General features: G+C 45.6%; 13 protein-coding genes. 2 read left to right on the forward strand and 11 right to left on the reverse strand.

Annotated elements, in window-relative coordinates; all coding sequences use genetic code 11:
* Positions 1 to 28: 28 nt before the first annotated feature.
* A complete protein-coding gene (gene glgD / locus G9G57_RS21605; protein WP_016821087.1) occupies positions 29 to 1132 on the reverse strand; it encodes a glucose-1-phosphate adenylyltransferase subunit GlgD in 1104 nt (367 codons plus the stop codon).
* A 23-nt stretch (positions 1133 to 1155) separates the two neighbouring features.
* Positions 1156 to 2301 carry a glucose-1-phosphate adenylyltransferase gene (locus tag G9G57_RS21610; protein ID WP_016821086.1) on the reverse strand — a complete coding sequence of 382 codons (1146 nt, stop codon included), beginning with the start codon at positions 2299 to 2301 and terminating at the stop codon, positions 1156 to 1158.
* 255 nt (positions 2302 to 2556) lie between these two features.
* Between G9G57_RS21610 and G9G57_RS21615 the strand changes: the two genes are divergently transcribed.
* Positions 2557 to 2694, forward strand: a complete 138-nt coding sequence (locus G9G57_RS21615) for a hypothetical protein (protein WP_013370876.1) — start codon at positions 2557 to 2559, stop codon at positions 2692 to 2694.
* A 128-nt stretch (positions 2695 to 2822) separates the two neighbouring features.
* Here G9G57_RS21615 and G9G57_RS21620 read toward each other — a convergent pair whose 3' ends face one another.
* The 6 genes from G9G57_RS21620 to G9G57_RS21645 form a co-directional block, all read right to left on the reverse strand.
* Positions 2823 to 3635, reverse strand: coding sequence for a DUF3891 family protein (locus G9G57_RS21620; protein WP_016821085.1), 813 nt, complete (start codon positions 3633 to 3635; stop codon positions 2823 to 2825).
* Between the two features lie 135 nt (positions 3636 to 3770).
* Positions 3771 to 4571 (reverse strand): response regulator transcription factor, encoded by an 801-nt coding sequence (locus G9G57_RS21625; protein WP_113050552.1) that lies wholly within the window; start codon positions 4569 to 4571, stop codon positions 3771 to 3773.
* On the reverse strand, positions 4561 to 6483 hold the full coding sequence (locus G9G57_RS21630) for a sensor histidine kinase (RefSeq protein ID WP_016821083.1): 1923 nt from the start codon (positions 6481 to 6483) through the stop codon (positions 4561 to 4563). The genes G9G57_RS21625 and G9G57_RS21630 overlap by 11 nt, the downstream gene beginning before the upstream one ends.
* A 44-nt stretch (positions 6484 to 6527) precedes the next feature.
* Complete coding sequence (locus G9G57_RS21635) at positions 6528 to 8174, reverse strand: extracellular solute-binding protein (protein ID WP_016821082.1); 1647 nt, start codon at positions 8172 to 8174, stop codon at positions 6528 to 6530.
* Between the two features lie 26 nt (positions 8175 to 8200).
* Positions 8201 to 9088 carry a carbohydrate ABC transporter permease gene (locus G9G57_RS21640; protein WP_016821081.1) on the reverse strand — a complete coding sequence of 296 codons (888 nt, stop codon included), beginning with the start codon at positions 9086 to 9088 and terminating at the stop codon, positions 8201 to 8203.
* A gap of 14 nt (positions 9089 to 9102) precedes the next feature.
* Positions 9103 to 10065: an ABC transporter permease gene (locus G9G57_RS21645; RefSeq protein WP_016821080.1), complete on the reverse strand. Its 963-nt coding sequence runs from the start codon at positions 10063 to 10065 to the stop codon at positions 9103 to 9105.
* Between the two features lie 255 nt (positions 10066 to 10320).
* Here G9G57_RS21645 and G9G57_RS21650 point away from each other — a divergent pair, with 255 nt between their 5' ends.
* Entirely contained in the window at positions 10321 to 11211 is an 891-nt protein-coding gene (locus tag G9G57_RS21650; RefSeq protein ID WP_016821079.1) for a hypothetical protein, read from the forward strand.
* A gap of 168 nt (positions 11212 to 11379) precedes the next feature.
* On the opposite strand, the gene G9G57_RS21655 is transcribed toward G9G57_RS21650, so the two are convergent.
* From G9G57_RS21655 to G9G57_RS21665, 3 genes are all read right to left on the reverse strand, one after another.
* Complete coding sequence (locus G9G57_RS21655; protein WP_016821078.1) at positions 11380 to 12237, reverse strand: DNA-binding protein; 858 nt, start codon at positions 12235 to 12237, stop codon at positions 11380 to 11382.
* Positions 12238 to 12414: 177 nt separating this feature from the next.
* Positions 12415 to 12861: an acetyltransferase gene (locus tag G9G57_RS21660; RefSeq protein WP_016821077.1), complete on the reverse strand. Its 447-nt coding sequence runs from the start codon at positions 12859 to 12861 to the stop codon at positions 12415 to 12417.
* A gap of 124 nt (positions 12862 to 12985) precedes the next feature.
* Positions 12986 to 14485 (reverse strand): UxaA family hydrolase, encoded by a 1500-nt coding sequence (locus G9G57_RS21665; protein WP_045243827.1) that lies wholly within the window; start codon positions 14483 to 14485, stop codon positions 12986 to 12988.
* Positions 14486 to 14493 lie beyond the last annotated feature (8 nt).

Below are 14493 nucleotides of genomic sequence, written 5' to 3' on the forward strand. Positions count from 1 at the left end.
TTCCGTTTTAATGGCTAAGTATGATCTTTTAAATCACGCTATTCTTGGCAATCACATAGGGAACTTTAATGTCTCCAATCAGAGTTCGATCTGGTGAAAGCTGTACATCCTTATCTAAAACCACATTCTGCACAACTGCGCCTTTACGGATGATACATTTTTGCATAATAATCGAGTTGCTTACCCGCGCGCCTTCCTCTACTTGCACGCCACGAAAAAGAATGCTGTTCTCGACCTTCCCCCCAATGGTGCAGCCATTGGCAACAAGGGAATGATCCACCTCGGCGCTGTACGTATAACGCGTCGGAGCTTCATACTTGATTTTGGTATGCACCGGCTGATTCTGGAACAGGGCTTGATATTGCTCCTGATCCAGCAGTTTCATGCTATTTTTATAATAGCTCTCGATAGAATTAATAACTGCATGATAACCATCATAGCGATACGCGTAGATGCGCAGGCCACTTGGATTTTTCTGAATCGCATCGCGAAAGAAATGATTATCCTGATGAGCAATGCAATGCTTTACCTGATCCAGATACAAGCTTTTGTCCATCACAAACATTTCTAGATAAATATTATGATGATCCTGCTCCTGATGAATACCGGTCACTCGTCCGCTGTCGTCAATCTCAAGCCGTACACACGGTGCATGCTCAGTTTCGAGCTGGTGAATGGGTTTATATACGAGGGTGACATCCGCATTCTTTTCCAGATGATATCGGTATACATCCTCTAAATCAACCTTGTTGATATGCTGAGTTCCTGCATGAACAATGGTTTGCCCCGATGAGCGATGGAAAAAATCCAGATTATTGTGCACATGCTGCAAGTCCCCACGTGATGTGTCCGTCGGATCGTTCCAGTCCGGTGGCAAAATAAACAACCCACCCCTTCTGCGGTCTAAATCCCATGGCCGACCTTCACCCAAATGATCCAGCAGCGAACGGTATTTGCGGCGGATAAACAGTGCAATATCTTGCATCCCTGCATGCATCATATTGGATAAGGTGAAATCAATGAGCCGATATCGACTAGCAAAGGGTACTGCTGCCCCGCACCGGAAATAAGTCAACTCCTTCAATTGATCCAATTCGTGATCCAGGTTGATCACTCCAATGAGCCGGCTCATAGCGGACACCGTCCTTATCCGAGTTATATTCGTGCGTGAAGCTGGCTTTCCTGATCGAACAAAATAATCTCATCCAGGCTATCTTCAGGTCCAATGACTGCGTTGTCTTCAATAACCATGTTCTCATTCACGATGGCCCGGTGAATACGTACATTGCGTCCGATTTTTACATTCGGCATGATGACAGAATCGGTAATAACGCTCCCCTCACCGACTTCAACCCCATAAAACAGTACGGAGTGTCTTACTTCTCCATCCACCATGCAGCCTTCATTTACGATGCTGTTTTTCAGGATCGCCCGCTGGGTGATATACTGGGCAGGTTGATTGGGGCTGCGGGTATAGATGCGCCAGAACGGGTCATTCAGATCTAGCGGCGGGTCCTGAACCAGAAGATCCATATTAGACTCCCACAAGCTCTGAATGGTGCCCACATCCTTCCAGTACCCAGCAAACGGGTATGCATACAGCGACCGGCCATGCTGAAGCAATAGTGGAATGATGTCTTTACCAAAATCATGTGAAGATTCAGAATCACTTGCGCTTTCCAGTAAGTAGTGACGCAACACATCCCATTTGAATAAATAAATACCCATAGAGGCCAATGTGCTTTTCGGCTGTTCAGGCTTCTCCTCAAAGTCGTATATCTTCAGGTCCTCATCGGCGTTCAGTATCCCAAATCGTTGGGCCTCCTGAATCGTGACATTGATAACAGAAATGGTGCAATCGGCTCCCTTTTCCTTGTGATAGTGGAGCATTCGACTGTAATCCATTTTATAAATGTGATCCCCTGACAGAATGAGCACATGCTCCGGGTCATACTGATCCAGGAAATGCAGGTTCCGATAAATCGCATCCGCTGTCCCACGGTACCAATTGTTTCCATTCTCTTTCTCGTGCGGTGGTAAAACGAAAACTCCTCCATCCAGGCGATCCAAATCCCAGTCGCTGCCTACGCCGATATAGGAGTGAAGCACCAACGGCTCATATTGAGTCAATACGCCCACGGTGTCTATTCCCGAATGAGAGCAATTGCTGAGAGGGAAATCAATAATACGATAAGTTCCTCCAAAAAATACTGCCGGTTTGGCCAGTGTGCGGGTTAGTCCTTTGAGTCTTTTGCCTTGTCCGCCGGCGAGCAGCATGGCAACCACTTCCTTCTTTCTCATAACAAAGACCTCCCTGTCATGTGCGTCTGAAGCAATTGTGGCAGGATATTTGATAATATCCATTAAACGTGAAAAGACAGTCGTAATCGTTTCATTACCAATGGAACGGGTAAGATGTGATGGAAAGGGTAAATCATAGTTATGCGGAACGAGTGCAAGGAATCACTAAATCGTAAAATCCCGTTCATCATTTCACATTTTGGATGCTTTTTAGGCATTAGCGTATGACAACATGATCATAAGGAGGCGTTATTGATGAAGAATAAAAAATGGGTAGTAGCAGCATTGGGAATGGGTGTTACGTATCTGATGAAAAATAAAGGAGCGCGTGATAAGGTGTTGAATAAGGTACAGACGATGGTCAACCGTGCAAAAACATCTGCAAAATCTTAATCGTAAATTTTAAAGCCAGAAACAAACGAGCCTCTCTGAAAAATTGTTCAGGGAGGCTCTGCTCTGACGCTACTCAGCAACCACGAACAATGCACAACACATCGGTTCGAGGCTGAATCATTAGACGTTCAGGCATTCTCCTTTTGCTCTTCTACTTCCATGATATGTTCGATGGTAAAGGTTCGATGCGTGCATTCGGAGGAACGGTACGCTTCTAGAAGACCCGAGGTACGAATGTTCTCTTTACTCACCTTCTTGAAGGTATGAGTAATCTCTACTTTACCCTTGAAAGGGAAAAAGGACAGACCTACTGTCTGGTCCGATAACCACTCAGCCCGAACCCGTCCGCTTTCATGACGAACAGCCGGGAAGCTCAAACCTTCAGCAAACCATTCATAATCTGCTGTAGGAGTACCCGGCTCTCGGCTGCATAAAAACAGACTCAATTCGTCGCAAAATAACATTCTCCGTACATCTGTCCGCACTTGATGTTCGAAGGTTACACTGCATGTCAGCTCCTGTTTGAGCCTCTGGCGACGCTGTTCCTCTGCCTCTTGATAAGCATGCGTAATCTGCTTGTCCTGAGCTTTTTCATGCTCGGTCCGGCCGACGAGCTCCTTGTACATCAAGCTGCACAGCAACGCCGCATACGCATTCTCTTGCTCGACTTCATCAATCCCGAGACGATAAAAAACAAAACGTGGACTAAGCGGAAAATCGATAAACGTATAAGGTGCTGACACATAATCATTCCAGAAAGGAGCAGCGTCCAGCCTAATCCAACCCCGGTCATGCTCCCTCGCTGCATATATAAAATCCTGTTTATGACGTCTATTTTTAAAGGCACTGTCTCCCCATTGTGAAGCCAACTCACCTGAAATACGGGCATGGTCATGCTGCGTCGTCATGATATAAGCTTGATCCGTTTCATAAATAACCATATGCTATCCCCTTCCGTTAGGCGTCTATCTGATATGTGTACAAACTTTCTGATCGAAGGCCATGGTTATGTTTACCTTCATTCATTATATCAGGATAAGGGTAAAAAGGCAGTGAAGTTTTCTCCATCCTTACTTTCAATTACCCCTTAGATTCTTCAGCCGAAACTGCTGCGGAGTCATCCCTTCCAGTTCACGGAACACCTTGTTAAAATGCTTGGCATTGTCAAAGCCCACAGTAGCCGCAATTTCATAAATCTTGCCCTCTTGACGCCCTAGCAGCTTTTTGGCTTCTGCAATGCGCAGTCTTTTTAAATATTGAACAAAACTAAGACCTGTATAGGCTTTGAACGCCTGACTAAAATACGTATAATTCAAGGATACTACATTAGATACTACCGCCATGTTCAAATCCTCGCTGAAATGAGCATGGATGTACTGGATTGCTCTCGTCAAGCTGCCGCTTCTATCGGCAATCGCACTAGCAACGTTCGTTCTTCCAGTCAGTCTATCTATCTCCCCGCTATTCACACAATCGTTTATTAGAGAGTTCCTTTGCTGTAATTCTTCGTTCAAAACTGCTAACGCACTGAACAGTTCCTCTCTCACGATCGGCTTCAGCAAATACTCCCGCGCTCCACAACGAATCGCTTCCCGCGCATATTGGAACTCGTCATATCCACTGAGAATGATTACTAAAGGTCTGTCTCTTGGCTCCAGCTTGCGAATATGCTGCATCAGCATAATTCCATCCATAACAGGCATACGGATATCTGTTATCACCAACTCGGGTGAAAACTCCTTTACATGCTGCCAGGCTTCGCCTCCGTCCTTGACCAGCACGCATTCATAGAGATCGGAATACTCCCGTTCGATCATAGCTTGTAGCCCCATTCGAATGTTCTTCTCGTCATCTGCAATCAACAGCTTAATCGTCATGGTTCGCCCCCCTCGTGATGTGACGTCTAGGCAAAATCAGGGTTACTGTCGTCGATTGTCCAGGAATGCTGGCCAGTTTTATGCCAAACCCTAGGCCATACTGCATACTCAAACGGCGATGCACATTATACAAACCGATCCCCCTATTTACCCCTGGCTCGTGGGAACCCATATACGTCTGTTCCAGACCAGCCATGATGGCGTTTTTTCTTTCTTCAGACATCCCCACTCCGTTATCCTGTATACGCAGTTCAACGATATCTTGCTTGGAGAAGGCTTCAATGGTGATGCACAGCGGGCTTTGTAATGCACTCCAACCGTGCTTTATCGCATTTTCGACTACAGGCTGCAGCGACATTTTCAGTATTTCCAGTTCCATAAACGTCGACGACAGGCGAATGTCCAGTGCAATTTGGTTATCATGGCGGATGTTCATAATGGCTACATAATGCTGAATATGACGGATTTCATCCCGCAAAGAAACACACGACCCAGACCATTGGAGATTATAGCGCATCATCGAACCAAGGGAGGTGAGCGCATCCGACAGCGGATACTGTCGCTCGATCTCCGCCATCATTTTTAGATTTTCCAATGTATTATAGAGAAAATGGGAATCAATCTGATGTTTGAGTCCCTGTAGCTCGGCCTCCTGAGCAGCGGCCTGCTTCTGTACAGCCTCAGTAATGAGCACGTTAATCCGACTTAGCAAACTGCGAAAATATAGTGCTAGCTCCGCGACTTCTCCCCGCCCATATACCGGGATTGTAAGCTGAAAGTCGCCCTCCTGCTGTACTTTTTTCATAGATTCACGCAGTGTATGCAGCTGCTTGAGAATAAGGGCGTGCAAGGTATAAGAAATGACGGACATTAGCAATATTAATATACAAATAATGAGCAGCATGGCATTGCGTTTTTGACGAAGGTCACCCAGCGGACCGTCCAGCGCCACTACATTTAGCAGATAGGCATCTAGTCCTTCTATATAACGGTACAAACCAAGATAGGGCTTATTTCCATAGGTAAAGTCAAAAGCACCACCCTGTCCCTGAACGCGGGACTGTAACAGATGGTGCACATGGGACAGAGGGATCGGAATGGGATCAGGTTGAAAGGAAGCTGTAGCTATATCGGTAGAAGACACTGATTTTCCACCGTTCAGGATGAACATTTGCCATGCATAATCACGTGGTGCGGTTCCGAATACTCTAGGTGAAAAGAGCTCCAGCCTCATGTTGGTTTCCACCAAGCCTGCGTGTTTTCCCCCGCTAGCCTGAATTTCACGCAGCAATGCTATATACCGTACCGCTTCACTTTCCTGCCCTGCTTGCCCCAGCAATAAGCTCTTAGGTCCCTTGTATATATCCCACCATATTTTTCCTTGCTGATGTTGAGCCGTTGTCAGCCAGGAAGCCTTGGGCAGGCGTGATTCATTGAAAATCATGGGCCATATTTCATGTGCCTGGGGATTACTCGTATACAGCCGGATATTCTCTACGTTGGGATTGCTGTACAGCAAGTGCTGTAAATTGGGAAACACATTTAAGTTGAATTGAACCAGTTCATCGCTGCTTATTTCACGTTCCTCGGTTAGATAACGAAGTACGTTGCGATCTGAAATCGCAAGCTGTGCGGTCCGCTCCATAATTTCCATATTGCTGTGAATCTGGGCCAGCTCTGTATCCAGTACATACTGATTTTGTACGGTAATGTCATGCATGGTGTTCTCGTACAATTGATGAAAGGTATATAGCGAGAACAATACCACCGGGATTAAAATGACGCCGATATAAGCGACAATGAGCTTGACTTGAAGGGAGCAACCGCCTAGCCGATCGGCCGTATCCGTCAGCCACTGCCATATATGGCGGCGCAGCAGGCTCTTCAGCTGTGAACGTACACGGCCTGACATGAAATCACATCCTTAACATTCAATAGATAAATGATTGAGCGAGATCATTTTGTGAACTGTTCCATTTTTTTGAGGTTTTCCTCATAGGCTTTTTGTTGATAAGCCATTACTTTGTCATAGCCTGCTTTTCTGCGGTCTTCCAAAAAGCGGGCAAACAGCTGATCGAACTCCTCATCCGAGGAAGCTAGCAGCAGCTTCGGTAATGCCTTGCCCCAAATTTTGTCTATCTGGCCTGAAGCAATGCCTTCTGCCGAGGTTCCGGTCGGTTTGATATTTTCATATTGGGAGAAGCTGTGGGTCTTGCCTTTCGTCCAATCTTCCGGCTGCTTATACGGCTCGACGCTGGGCGGCGCCCACTGCAAATTCATATTCGTATCCATCAGCATCCAGAAAGTGAAGGAGGCGCCATACTTTTTGTCAAAAGCAGAGCGATCCTTGTTCAGCAGTTCCAGTACCTCCGGCTTGAAGGCTGGCTTACCGTTAACCGTGTCCCACAGCTTTCCTTGCTCCCCTAGATATAGATCACGGTTCCCTTCCTCGCTAATCAGATAAGTCAGAAATTCAATAGCCCGCTCCTTGTCTTTGACATCCTTCGAAATGAGCGTCACCGTCCAACCGGAAATGCCCGGACCGGCCAGCGTCGGCGGGTCCAGCTTACTGTTGGAGGGTCCATCCACCGCAATGTAGACGGAGTTCGGGTCCTTCGCATGTAACATCACCTGTTGTGTAGCAAAGTCGGAACGCTGATATAGCATGGCAAAATATCGGCCTTGTGCCACCTTTTCCTCCATTTGCGGACGTTTGTCGATAAATACGTCCTTGGCGATTAGGCCCTGCTCGTTCGCTTGACGGAATGTTTTGAGCCAGCGAATGTATTCTTCGTCTGAACGACGGTCGTACAGCTTCCCATCCTTTTCATGCGGAATGGCTAGAAAATTGAGTAAATAGTCTTCAAAAGAATAATTCCCGTTATCCGTAAATTCGTGGAATCCTATCGGGATCAACGGCTGACCGTTCACCTCTGGAAATTTCTCTTTCGCTTTTTGAAGCGCTTTCAAAAATCCTTTCGGTGTTCTCATATCCGGCTTGCCAATCGCCTCATACATATCCTTCCGAACCATAAACGTCTGATTGGAGACAAAATTTTGGCCGTATTTTTGGTAGTCCTGCGGTGAAGAGGACGCGTTGGGATACCCATATACATTCCCGTCTGTTTGACGATACCAGGACATTTTGGCCGGGTCAGCCATTTTAATCAGATACGGATCGTATTTCTCGGCCAGCTTGTTAAGCGGGAGAACCATCTTGCCCTCGATCATTTTTTTGACCGCATCTTCCCCCCAACCAAGCGTGACAAAATCAGGCAGCTTACCGGAGGCGAGCATGGTATTCAGCTTTTCATTTTCATTCCCAGCAGGTACGATAAAATTGACACTGACTCCAGTCTTTTGCGTCACATATTTCGAAGTCATGTCCGTCCCCCACTTGTTCGGGAACCAGGAAAAATTTAAATACCAGTCAAACGTAATCGGCTCTGTATCGGCCTTCCAGCCTGGCGCATCTGCCGAAGCCTTAGTCTTCTCGTCCTTCAATTCCGTGACAGCGCCACTTCCACCGGATGTACATCCCACGAGCGTTCCTACCAGTAGAACAACAGCTAACAGCCCCTTCTGCCATTTGCGAATGTTCATCATAAATCTCCCCTTTGGATGATATGCTAGCCCTTAACCGAGCCGATCATTAGCCCTTTGACAAAATATTTTTGCAGAAATGGATATACAAGTACAATCGGCAACGTTGTTATGACCATCGTCGCCAGCTTGATGGACTGCGAAGTAACGGACTGGGCGACAATCCCGGGTGCGGCAGACATCATTTGATTAGAGCTGGATTGGGCAACAACTCGGTACAAATACGTCTGAATCGGCTGAAGATCCGTATTATTGATATAGATCATTCCTGTAAAATAATCGTTCCACTGGTACACCCCATGAAACAACGAAATGGTCGCTACTACAGGCATCGATACAGGAAGTACGATCCGGCAGAAGATGCTGAAGTCGTTAGCACCGTCTATTTTCGCCGCCTCCTCCAACGCATCCGGCAGCTCCCGGAAAAAAGCCATAAAAATAATAAGGTCAAAAAAGCTGAACATTGCAGGAATGATGTACACCCAAAAGCTGTCCAGCAGCCCAAGATCACGGATCAGCAAATACGTAGGAATCAAACCTCCACCGAAAAATAGGGTAATGGTGCCGATCAGCATATACAGCTTACGCCCGATCAGCTCTCTACGGGAATATGCATATGCAATCATTGCGGTAAAAAACACATGTACAATCGTGCCAATTAGCGTCTTGGCAACCGTTACCCCCATCGCAGTCATGATGCCGCTGTTGGCAAAAACAGCCTGATAGCTATCCAGACTAAAGAGTCTCGGCCACCAGTAAATGCCGCCTCGCATTGCGTCAGCTCCTTCGTTAAAGGAGTTCACCAGCACATACCACACGGGATATAAGGTCACAAAACAAATAACCAGCATGAAGATGTTGTTGAAGAAATCGAATATCGCTTCGCCTGCTGTTCTGCGTCGCAATAACTGCATACATCCGTCCTCCTTCAAAATAGAGAGGTATTATTCATCCGTTTGGTCACCGAATTGGCTATCAGCAGCAAAATGAGAGCAAGAACTGATTTTAGCAATCCCACCGCAGTAGAATACGAGAAGCGTCCCTGCTGAATGCCCACCTGATATACATAAATATCAACTACATTACTTGCACTTTCATTTAGCGAGTTACGCAGGACAAGAATTTGATCAAAGTTGGAGTTCAATATGCCGCTGACCGCTAAAATAAACAAAATGGATATTGTGCCCTTGATGGCGGGAAGTGTGACGTACCACATTTTCTGAAACCGTCCCGCTCCGTCAATGGTGGCTGCTTCGTACATGTCCGTAGATACGCCCGCCATGGCTGCCAAATAAATAATAGCTGACCATCCAAGCTCCTTCCAAATATCCGAGCTGACGACGATAGTCCAAAAATAGCCTGGCTCCGCTAAATAACTAATCGGCTGGTCGATCCAGCCCCAAGCCAGCAACAGTTGATTGATCATCCCGGTATCTGCCAGCCATGTGGTTAAAATTCCGCCAAGAATGACCCATGATAGAAAGTGAGGAAGGTACGAAATGGTCTGAATAGATTTTTTAAACCGCGTAGACCGGATTTCATTTAGAAACAGAGCAAACACAATAGGTAACGGGAACCCGATTGCCAGCTTGAGCAGGCTAATGCCCAGTGTATTTTTGACAATATACCAGAAGCTATCATCCTCTAAGAAGGCACGAAAATGTTCTAACCCCGCCCATGGTGCGCTTGATATAGTACCAATAATGTCAAAATGTTTGAAAGCAATCAAAATGCCGTACATCGGAATGTAATGGAAAATAATCATCCATACCACTCCAAGCAGTGCCATGGTCTGCAAATGTCTTTGTTGAGCCCATCTGCGCGCTAGTGATGTCCCCTTCCTCGATCGAACCGACGGCTGTGGCTGTGGATTTTTCCATCCTGTACTCATGCAGAAGACCTCCCTTCTTCATAATGTAAGCACTTACATTAATTATTTTAGGGGCTTCTGCTTTTAATGAGTAGTACTGGATTTTTTGATTTTGGTGTCTAAAGTTCAGGTGAAGATAGGACAATACGCAAAAAAATTATTCCAGCCCTTGGATTTTCTATTTCTATTAATTTACGAAAAAGACTATCAGATGGTACGATAAGACTATATAGAATTCCAATCATTACCTATGTACCTAGATCAGGAGGATTAAGAATGGAAGAATTAGTTCGTTCGATTCAGAAACAGGTTCGGATTAAAAGGTTTGCCTGCTGGGCAGGGTTCTTCATGTTTGGCCTGTGTACTTTAGTCGGCGTGGCAGCTCAGGAATGGTTTATGACCCTCCTGGGGCTCGGGATGACAGTCCTATCGATTTATGGATTGACCATGCTGCGCGGTATGACAAAGTTAAGTAAAGAGTATCAGCCAGGAAAGGGCTATGGTTATTATCGCCGTACGGCACAACAAAAGCTGCGTTATTTGACTTGGGGACAGTGGTTACTCGGCGGCTTTATCGTTTTGATGTTCTTTATATACCACGTCCGCCTTAGTGCTTTTCTTATAGCTATCTTGGGGATCTTGACCATTCAATTCAGTATCAAAAAACGAATTAAAAATCATCAGGAGCCCGACGTCACAGAGTTGGATGAGTTTGTACGGATGGGGATTGTCTCTCCGCATGAGCAAACTATTGGAGTGTATAAAGATTTCCTACACCTTAGCCATACGTTTCAGGGTAACCAAATTGTTATCGTTACTGACAAACGGCTGATATCTGTGTTTGTAGAGGAACAAGGACGTGCGTTGAAAACAGAAATACTACTTTCAGGTATAAACAAAGTACGCGCCATCGGTACGGGTTTTCAGGGTCAAGGTTTATTACTGTCTGTAAGCAACCGTGACCATAACGAGCTTCACATTCATATGGTCGGGAAAAGCATTTACTTTTCGCCAGAGCAATTCGTGGGTTGCTTGCTACGAGCACTGGACGCAGCATTAAAAATTGGATCATACAGTACAGAAGAAACATTCCCCGCTTACCAACAGACAAGGATTTCATTGCATCCATTAGAACAAGGTTTGTTGCACAAGCCTACAACCGCTTAAATATTCCTCATAAAAAACGCTAAATAGCAAGCAAGCTCTGATCTTCATGAGTTTACTTGCTATTTGGTTAATCAAAACATCCTACTTTTTACCATTCTCACTTATTAATGATTGGCTCCATGATAAAACACGGTGATGAGATCATGACTAGTAACAAACACCAGCAAACTAAACAGACTGAGCGACAACGGGCGTGAAATCAATTTTTTCATCCTTTAACACTCCTTTTAGAATAGTTATATATTGGTCTTGCTGTGTTGCCGTAGCTTGGGATCTGAAAATCTCAAATATAGCAGTACATTTCCTAAACTCATGCTCATGTTCCATACCCAGAGTATCGGACAGCTTGAGAGATTGCAGGATATAGCCCAACGCAACCCTAAACTGCCGCAGTTTTATATAATAAAGAGCCAACTGATAGCAGAAGCGAAAATAATATGAAACATTCACAGGCTCTTCAAAATATTTAAAATCCTCAATTTGTTCGGCAAATGATTCAAGCACGCGCTCCAAAGGATAGTCGTGTCTGGTCGCTCCCTCAACAATGGAAAGAAGTCCTGGTAACAGCTCTTCCGGATTGTCACGAAGAAATTGAACGTATTCCTGCAACATTTCGGAACGACCTGACAAAATATCAAGAGCATATAAATTAGCTCTCGCAGCATGGCGATAATAATCCACTTCTGCTTCTCCATATGGATCGAGACCATTAAACCAGCCTAACTCTGCATATTTTTCAATGCAGTCTCGGGCGGCCTCATACTTGCCCTGTTTTTGGAAGGCCATGCCTTTCATAAGATGACTGTAGCCGTAATAGTAGACTAACGGCCGTTTGGTATGTATCGGTTGTATAGGTTTCTTGAATGCTTTGTAGAGCTGCCACTCTTGATACTTCTGGTTGACGTGGTAATACAGCTGATCGCATAAAGCGATCATATGGGTACCATCCATAAACGAAAAGGACAGCTTAATCATGTTAACAAGTGTGTCTAGATCTGTGATGTCGGAGTGAACAAGATCATCCACCCTCCCCACCTCCTTGTCCGACTTTTGTACTCATCAAACAAACCATGATCTATATCCCAATCAAAAATAACTTAATTACGTATTTATAACGTAATTAAGTTATATCATGAAATCAAACATATGACAAGGAAAATTATAAAATATTCCAGTTTTCAAAATGTAGATCCTATAGAGCATTCATTTGTTCAGTTCCATATGAAGCAACGGAAATGCCCGGCCTGATCCATCCAGCGCAGATCGTCCTGTTTGTTTAAAGCCATAATGTCTATAGAAAGCATGCGCCTTCTCGTTTTGCTCATTCACATCTACTTTGAGGTGCGTCCCTTTTATTTTTTCAGCATGCTTGATAAGTCGGCTGCCTGTGCCCTGTCCATGCCGTTCTGGGTCGACAAACAGCATCTCTATTTTCTGCCCGTCCAGCCCGATAAAACCCGTGGGCTCCTGAAGTTTAGTACATTCTACCCAAACTTCAAGTTCTCTAAAAGCGCCGTTACTTACGATGTGATGGTAAAATTGAATGTCCTCTTCAGACAAAAATGTGTGCGTTTGGCGTACTGCCCGATGCCAAATATCTACGAGTTGATCATGATTTTCTTCTCGATAAGCAATAATGTCATGTTGCACTGTATTTCCCCCTTATGCGAATATCCGTATAGTATGGTTTGCAGTAAGTCTAACATGTGTATTTAGCAGCATTCAAACACAAAAAGGAGGCGGATTCTTCCGCCTCCTTTTAGGTTACAACCCTTTACAATGTAACACCATTTTTGAAGATAGCAAGCTCCCTGAAATTGTTTTTCTCATTATTCACCCAGGTTCCACTGGCTACATCAATAATGTAATCGACAAAGTTGCGTAGCGCATCTTCCATACTGACATCCTCCACCAGTGAACCAGCGTTATAGTCGATCCAGTGAGGTTTAGCCTTATATAGCGGCGAGTTGGTCGACACCTTCATCGTCGGAACGAAGGAGCCAAAAGGCGTGCCGCGCCCGGTTGTGAATATGACGAGCTGACAGCCCGCTGCAGCAAGCGCCGAAGAAGCAACTAGATCGTTCCCCGGTGCGCTGAGCAGATTAAGGCCCTTGGTCTTGAGACGCTCTCCGTACTGAATGACATCGGTGACCGTGGAGGACCCGGATTTTTGCGTACAGCCCAGTGATTTATCCTCCAGTGTCGTGATGCCGCCTGCTTTATTGCCTGGTGACGGATTTTCGTATACTGGCTGCTTATAATCCAGAAAATATTGTTTAAAATCGTTAATCAAATGTACGATCTTATCGAATACTTGCTCATCGGCAGCGCGCTCCATTAAAATCGTCTCCGCGCCGAACATTTCGGGTACCTCCGTCAGTACGGTCGTTCCACCCTGTGCTGCCATATAATCCGACAATCGTCCAAGCAGTGGATTGGCAGTAATACCCGACAGACCGTCAGATCCACCGCATTTCAAGCCGATGTTCAGCTCAGACAAAGGTACAGGCTCCCTTCGATCTTCTTGCACAGCTGCAAAAATTTCATGGAGCAGCTTTACCCCTTCCTCCACTTCATCCGACACCTCCTGGGAAAGTAAAAACTTCACCCGCTCCGCGTCATATTCCCCGATGGCTTCTTTAAATTCTTTCATTTCATTGTTCTCACAGCCCAAACCAAGTACTAGTACGCCACCTGCATTCGCGTGTTTCACTGCATCAATCAAAATCGTGCGCGTATGTGCATGGTCGTCGCCCAACTGAGAACATCCATAGTTATGCTTGAGCACAAGTGCATTTTCAAAAGGTGAGATATCTCCCACTTCCTGCTTGAAGCGGTTTAAAATGAGTTCGGCAATTCCGTTCACACAGCCTACCGTCGGCACAATCCACAACTCATTGCGAATCCCTACACGACCATCCTTGCGCCGAAATCCTTGAAACGTCCGACTCTCCTGTTCATAAATATGAGGAGCTGGCTTAGGCTTGTAAGTATATTCCTCCACACCTGTCAGATTCGTTTTCGTATTATGCGTATGCACATGTTGACCTGCCTGAATGGGCTGAATGGCATGACCGATGGGATATCCGTATTTCAGGACATGCCCACCTTCAGGGATGTCCTGCAACGCAATTTTGTGCCCACGCGCTACATCCTCCGCCAGCTCCACGCATTGTTCTTGTTGTGCTCCCCATGCCAGCGTCTCTCCCTGTTTGTAATCACGCAAAGCGACAGCCACGTTATCTTGATCATGAATTTGAATGAATTCCAGCATTCCAGTCT

It is taken from the genome of Paenibacillus sp. EKM211P (assembly GCF_011066175.1).
Classification (GTDB): domain Bacteria; phylum Bacillota; class Bacilli; order Paenibacillales; family Paenibacillaceae; genus Paenibacillus; species Paenibacillus polymyxa.

What these genes read in the sequence shown, in the direction of transcription:
- G9G57_RS21620 (WP_016821085.1), bottom strand. Translation starts at nt 3,635, where the DNA reads ATGGTTATTTATGAAACGGATCAAGCTTATATCATGACGACGCAGCAT.
- G9G57_RS21610 (WP_016821086.1), bottom strand. Translation starts at nt 2,301, where the DNA reads ATGAGAAAGAAGGAAGTGGTTGCCATGCTGCTCGCCGGCGGACAAGGC.
- G9G57_RS21640 (WP_016821081.1), bottom strand. Translation starts at nt 9,088, where the DNA reads ATGCAGTTATTGCGACGCAGAACAGCAGGCGAAGCGATATTCGATTTC.
- G9G57_RS21665 (WP_045243827.1), bottom strand. Translation starts at nt 14,485, where the DNA reads ATGCTGGAATTCATTCAAATTCATGATCAAGATAACGTGGCTGTCGCT.
- G9G57_RS21630 (WP_016821083.1), bottom strand. Translation starts at nt 6,483, where the DNA reads ATGTCAGGCCGTGTACGTTCACAGCTGAAGAGCCTGCTGCGCCGCCAT.
- G9G57_RS21615 (WP_013370876.1), top strand. Translation starts at nt 2,557, where the DNA reads ATGAAGAATAAAAAATGGGTAGTAGCAGCATTGGGAATGGGTGTTACG.
- G9G57_RS21625 (WP_113050552.1), bottom strand. Translation starts at nt 4,571, where the DNA reads ATGACGATTAAGCTGTTGATTGCAGATGACGAGAAGAACATTCGAATG.
- glgD (WP_016821087.1), bottom strand. Translation starts at nt 1,132, where the DNA reads ATGAGCCGGCTCATTGGAGTGATCAACCTGGATCACGAATTGGATCAA.
- G9G57_RS21645 (WP_016821080.1), bottom strand. Translation starts at nt 10,065, where the DNA reads ATGAGTACAGGATGGAAAAATCCACAGCCACAGCCGTCGGTTCGATCG.
- G9G57_RS21635 (WP_016821082.1), bottom strand. Translation starts at nt 8,174, where the DNA reads ATGAACATTCGCAAATGGCAGAAGGGGCTGTTAGCTGTTGTTCTACTG.
- G9G57_RS21650 (WP_016821079.1), top strand. Translation starts at nt 10,321, where the DNA reads ATGGAAGAATTAGTTCGTTCGATTCAGAAACAGGTTCGGATTAAAAGG.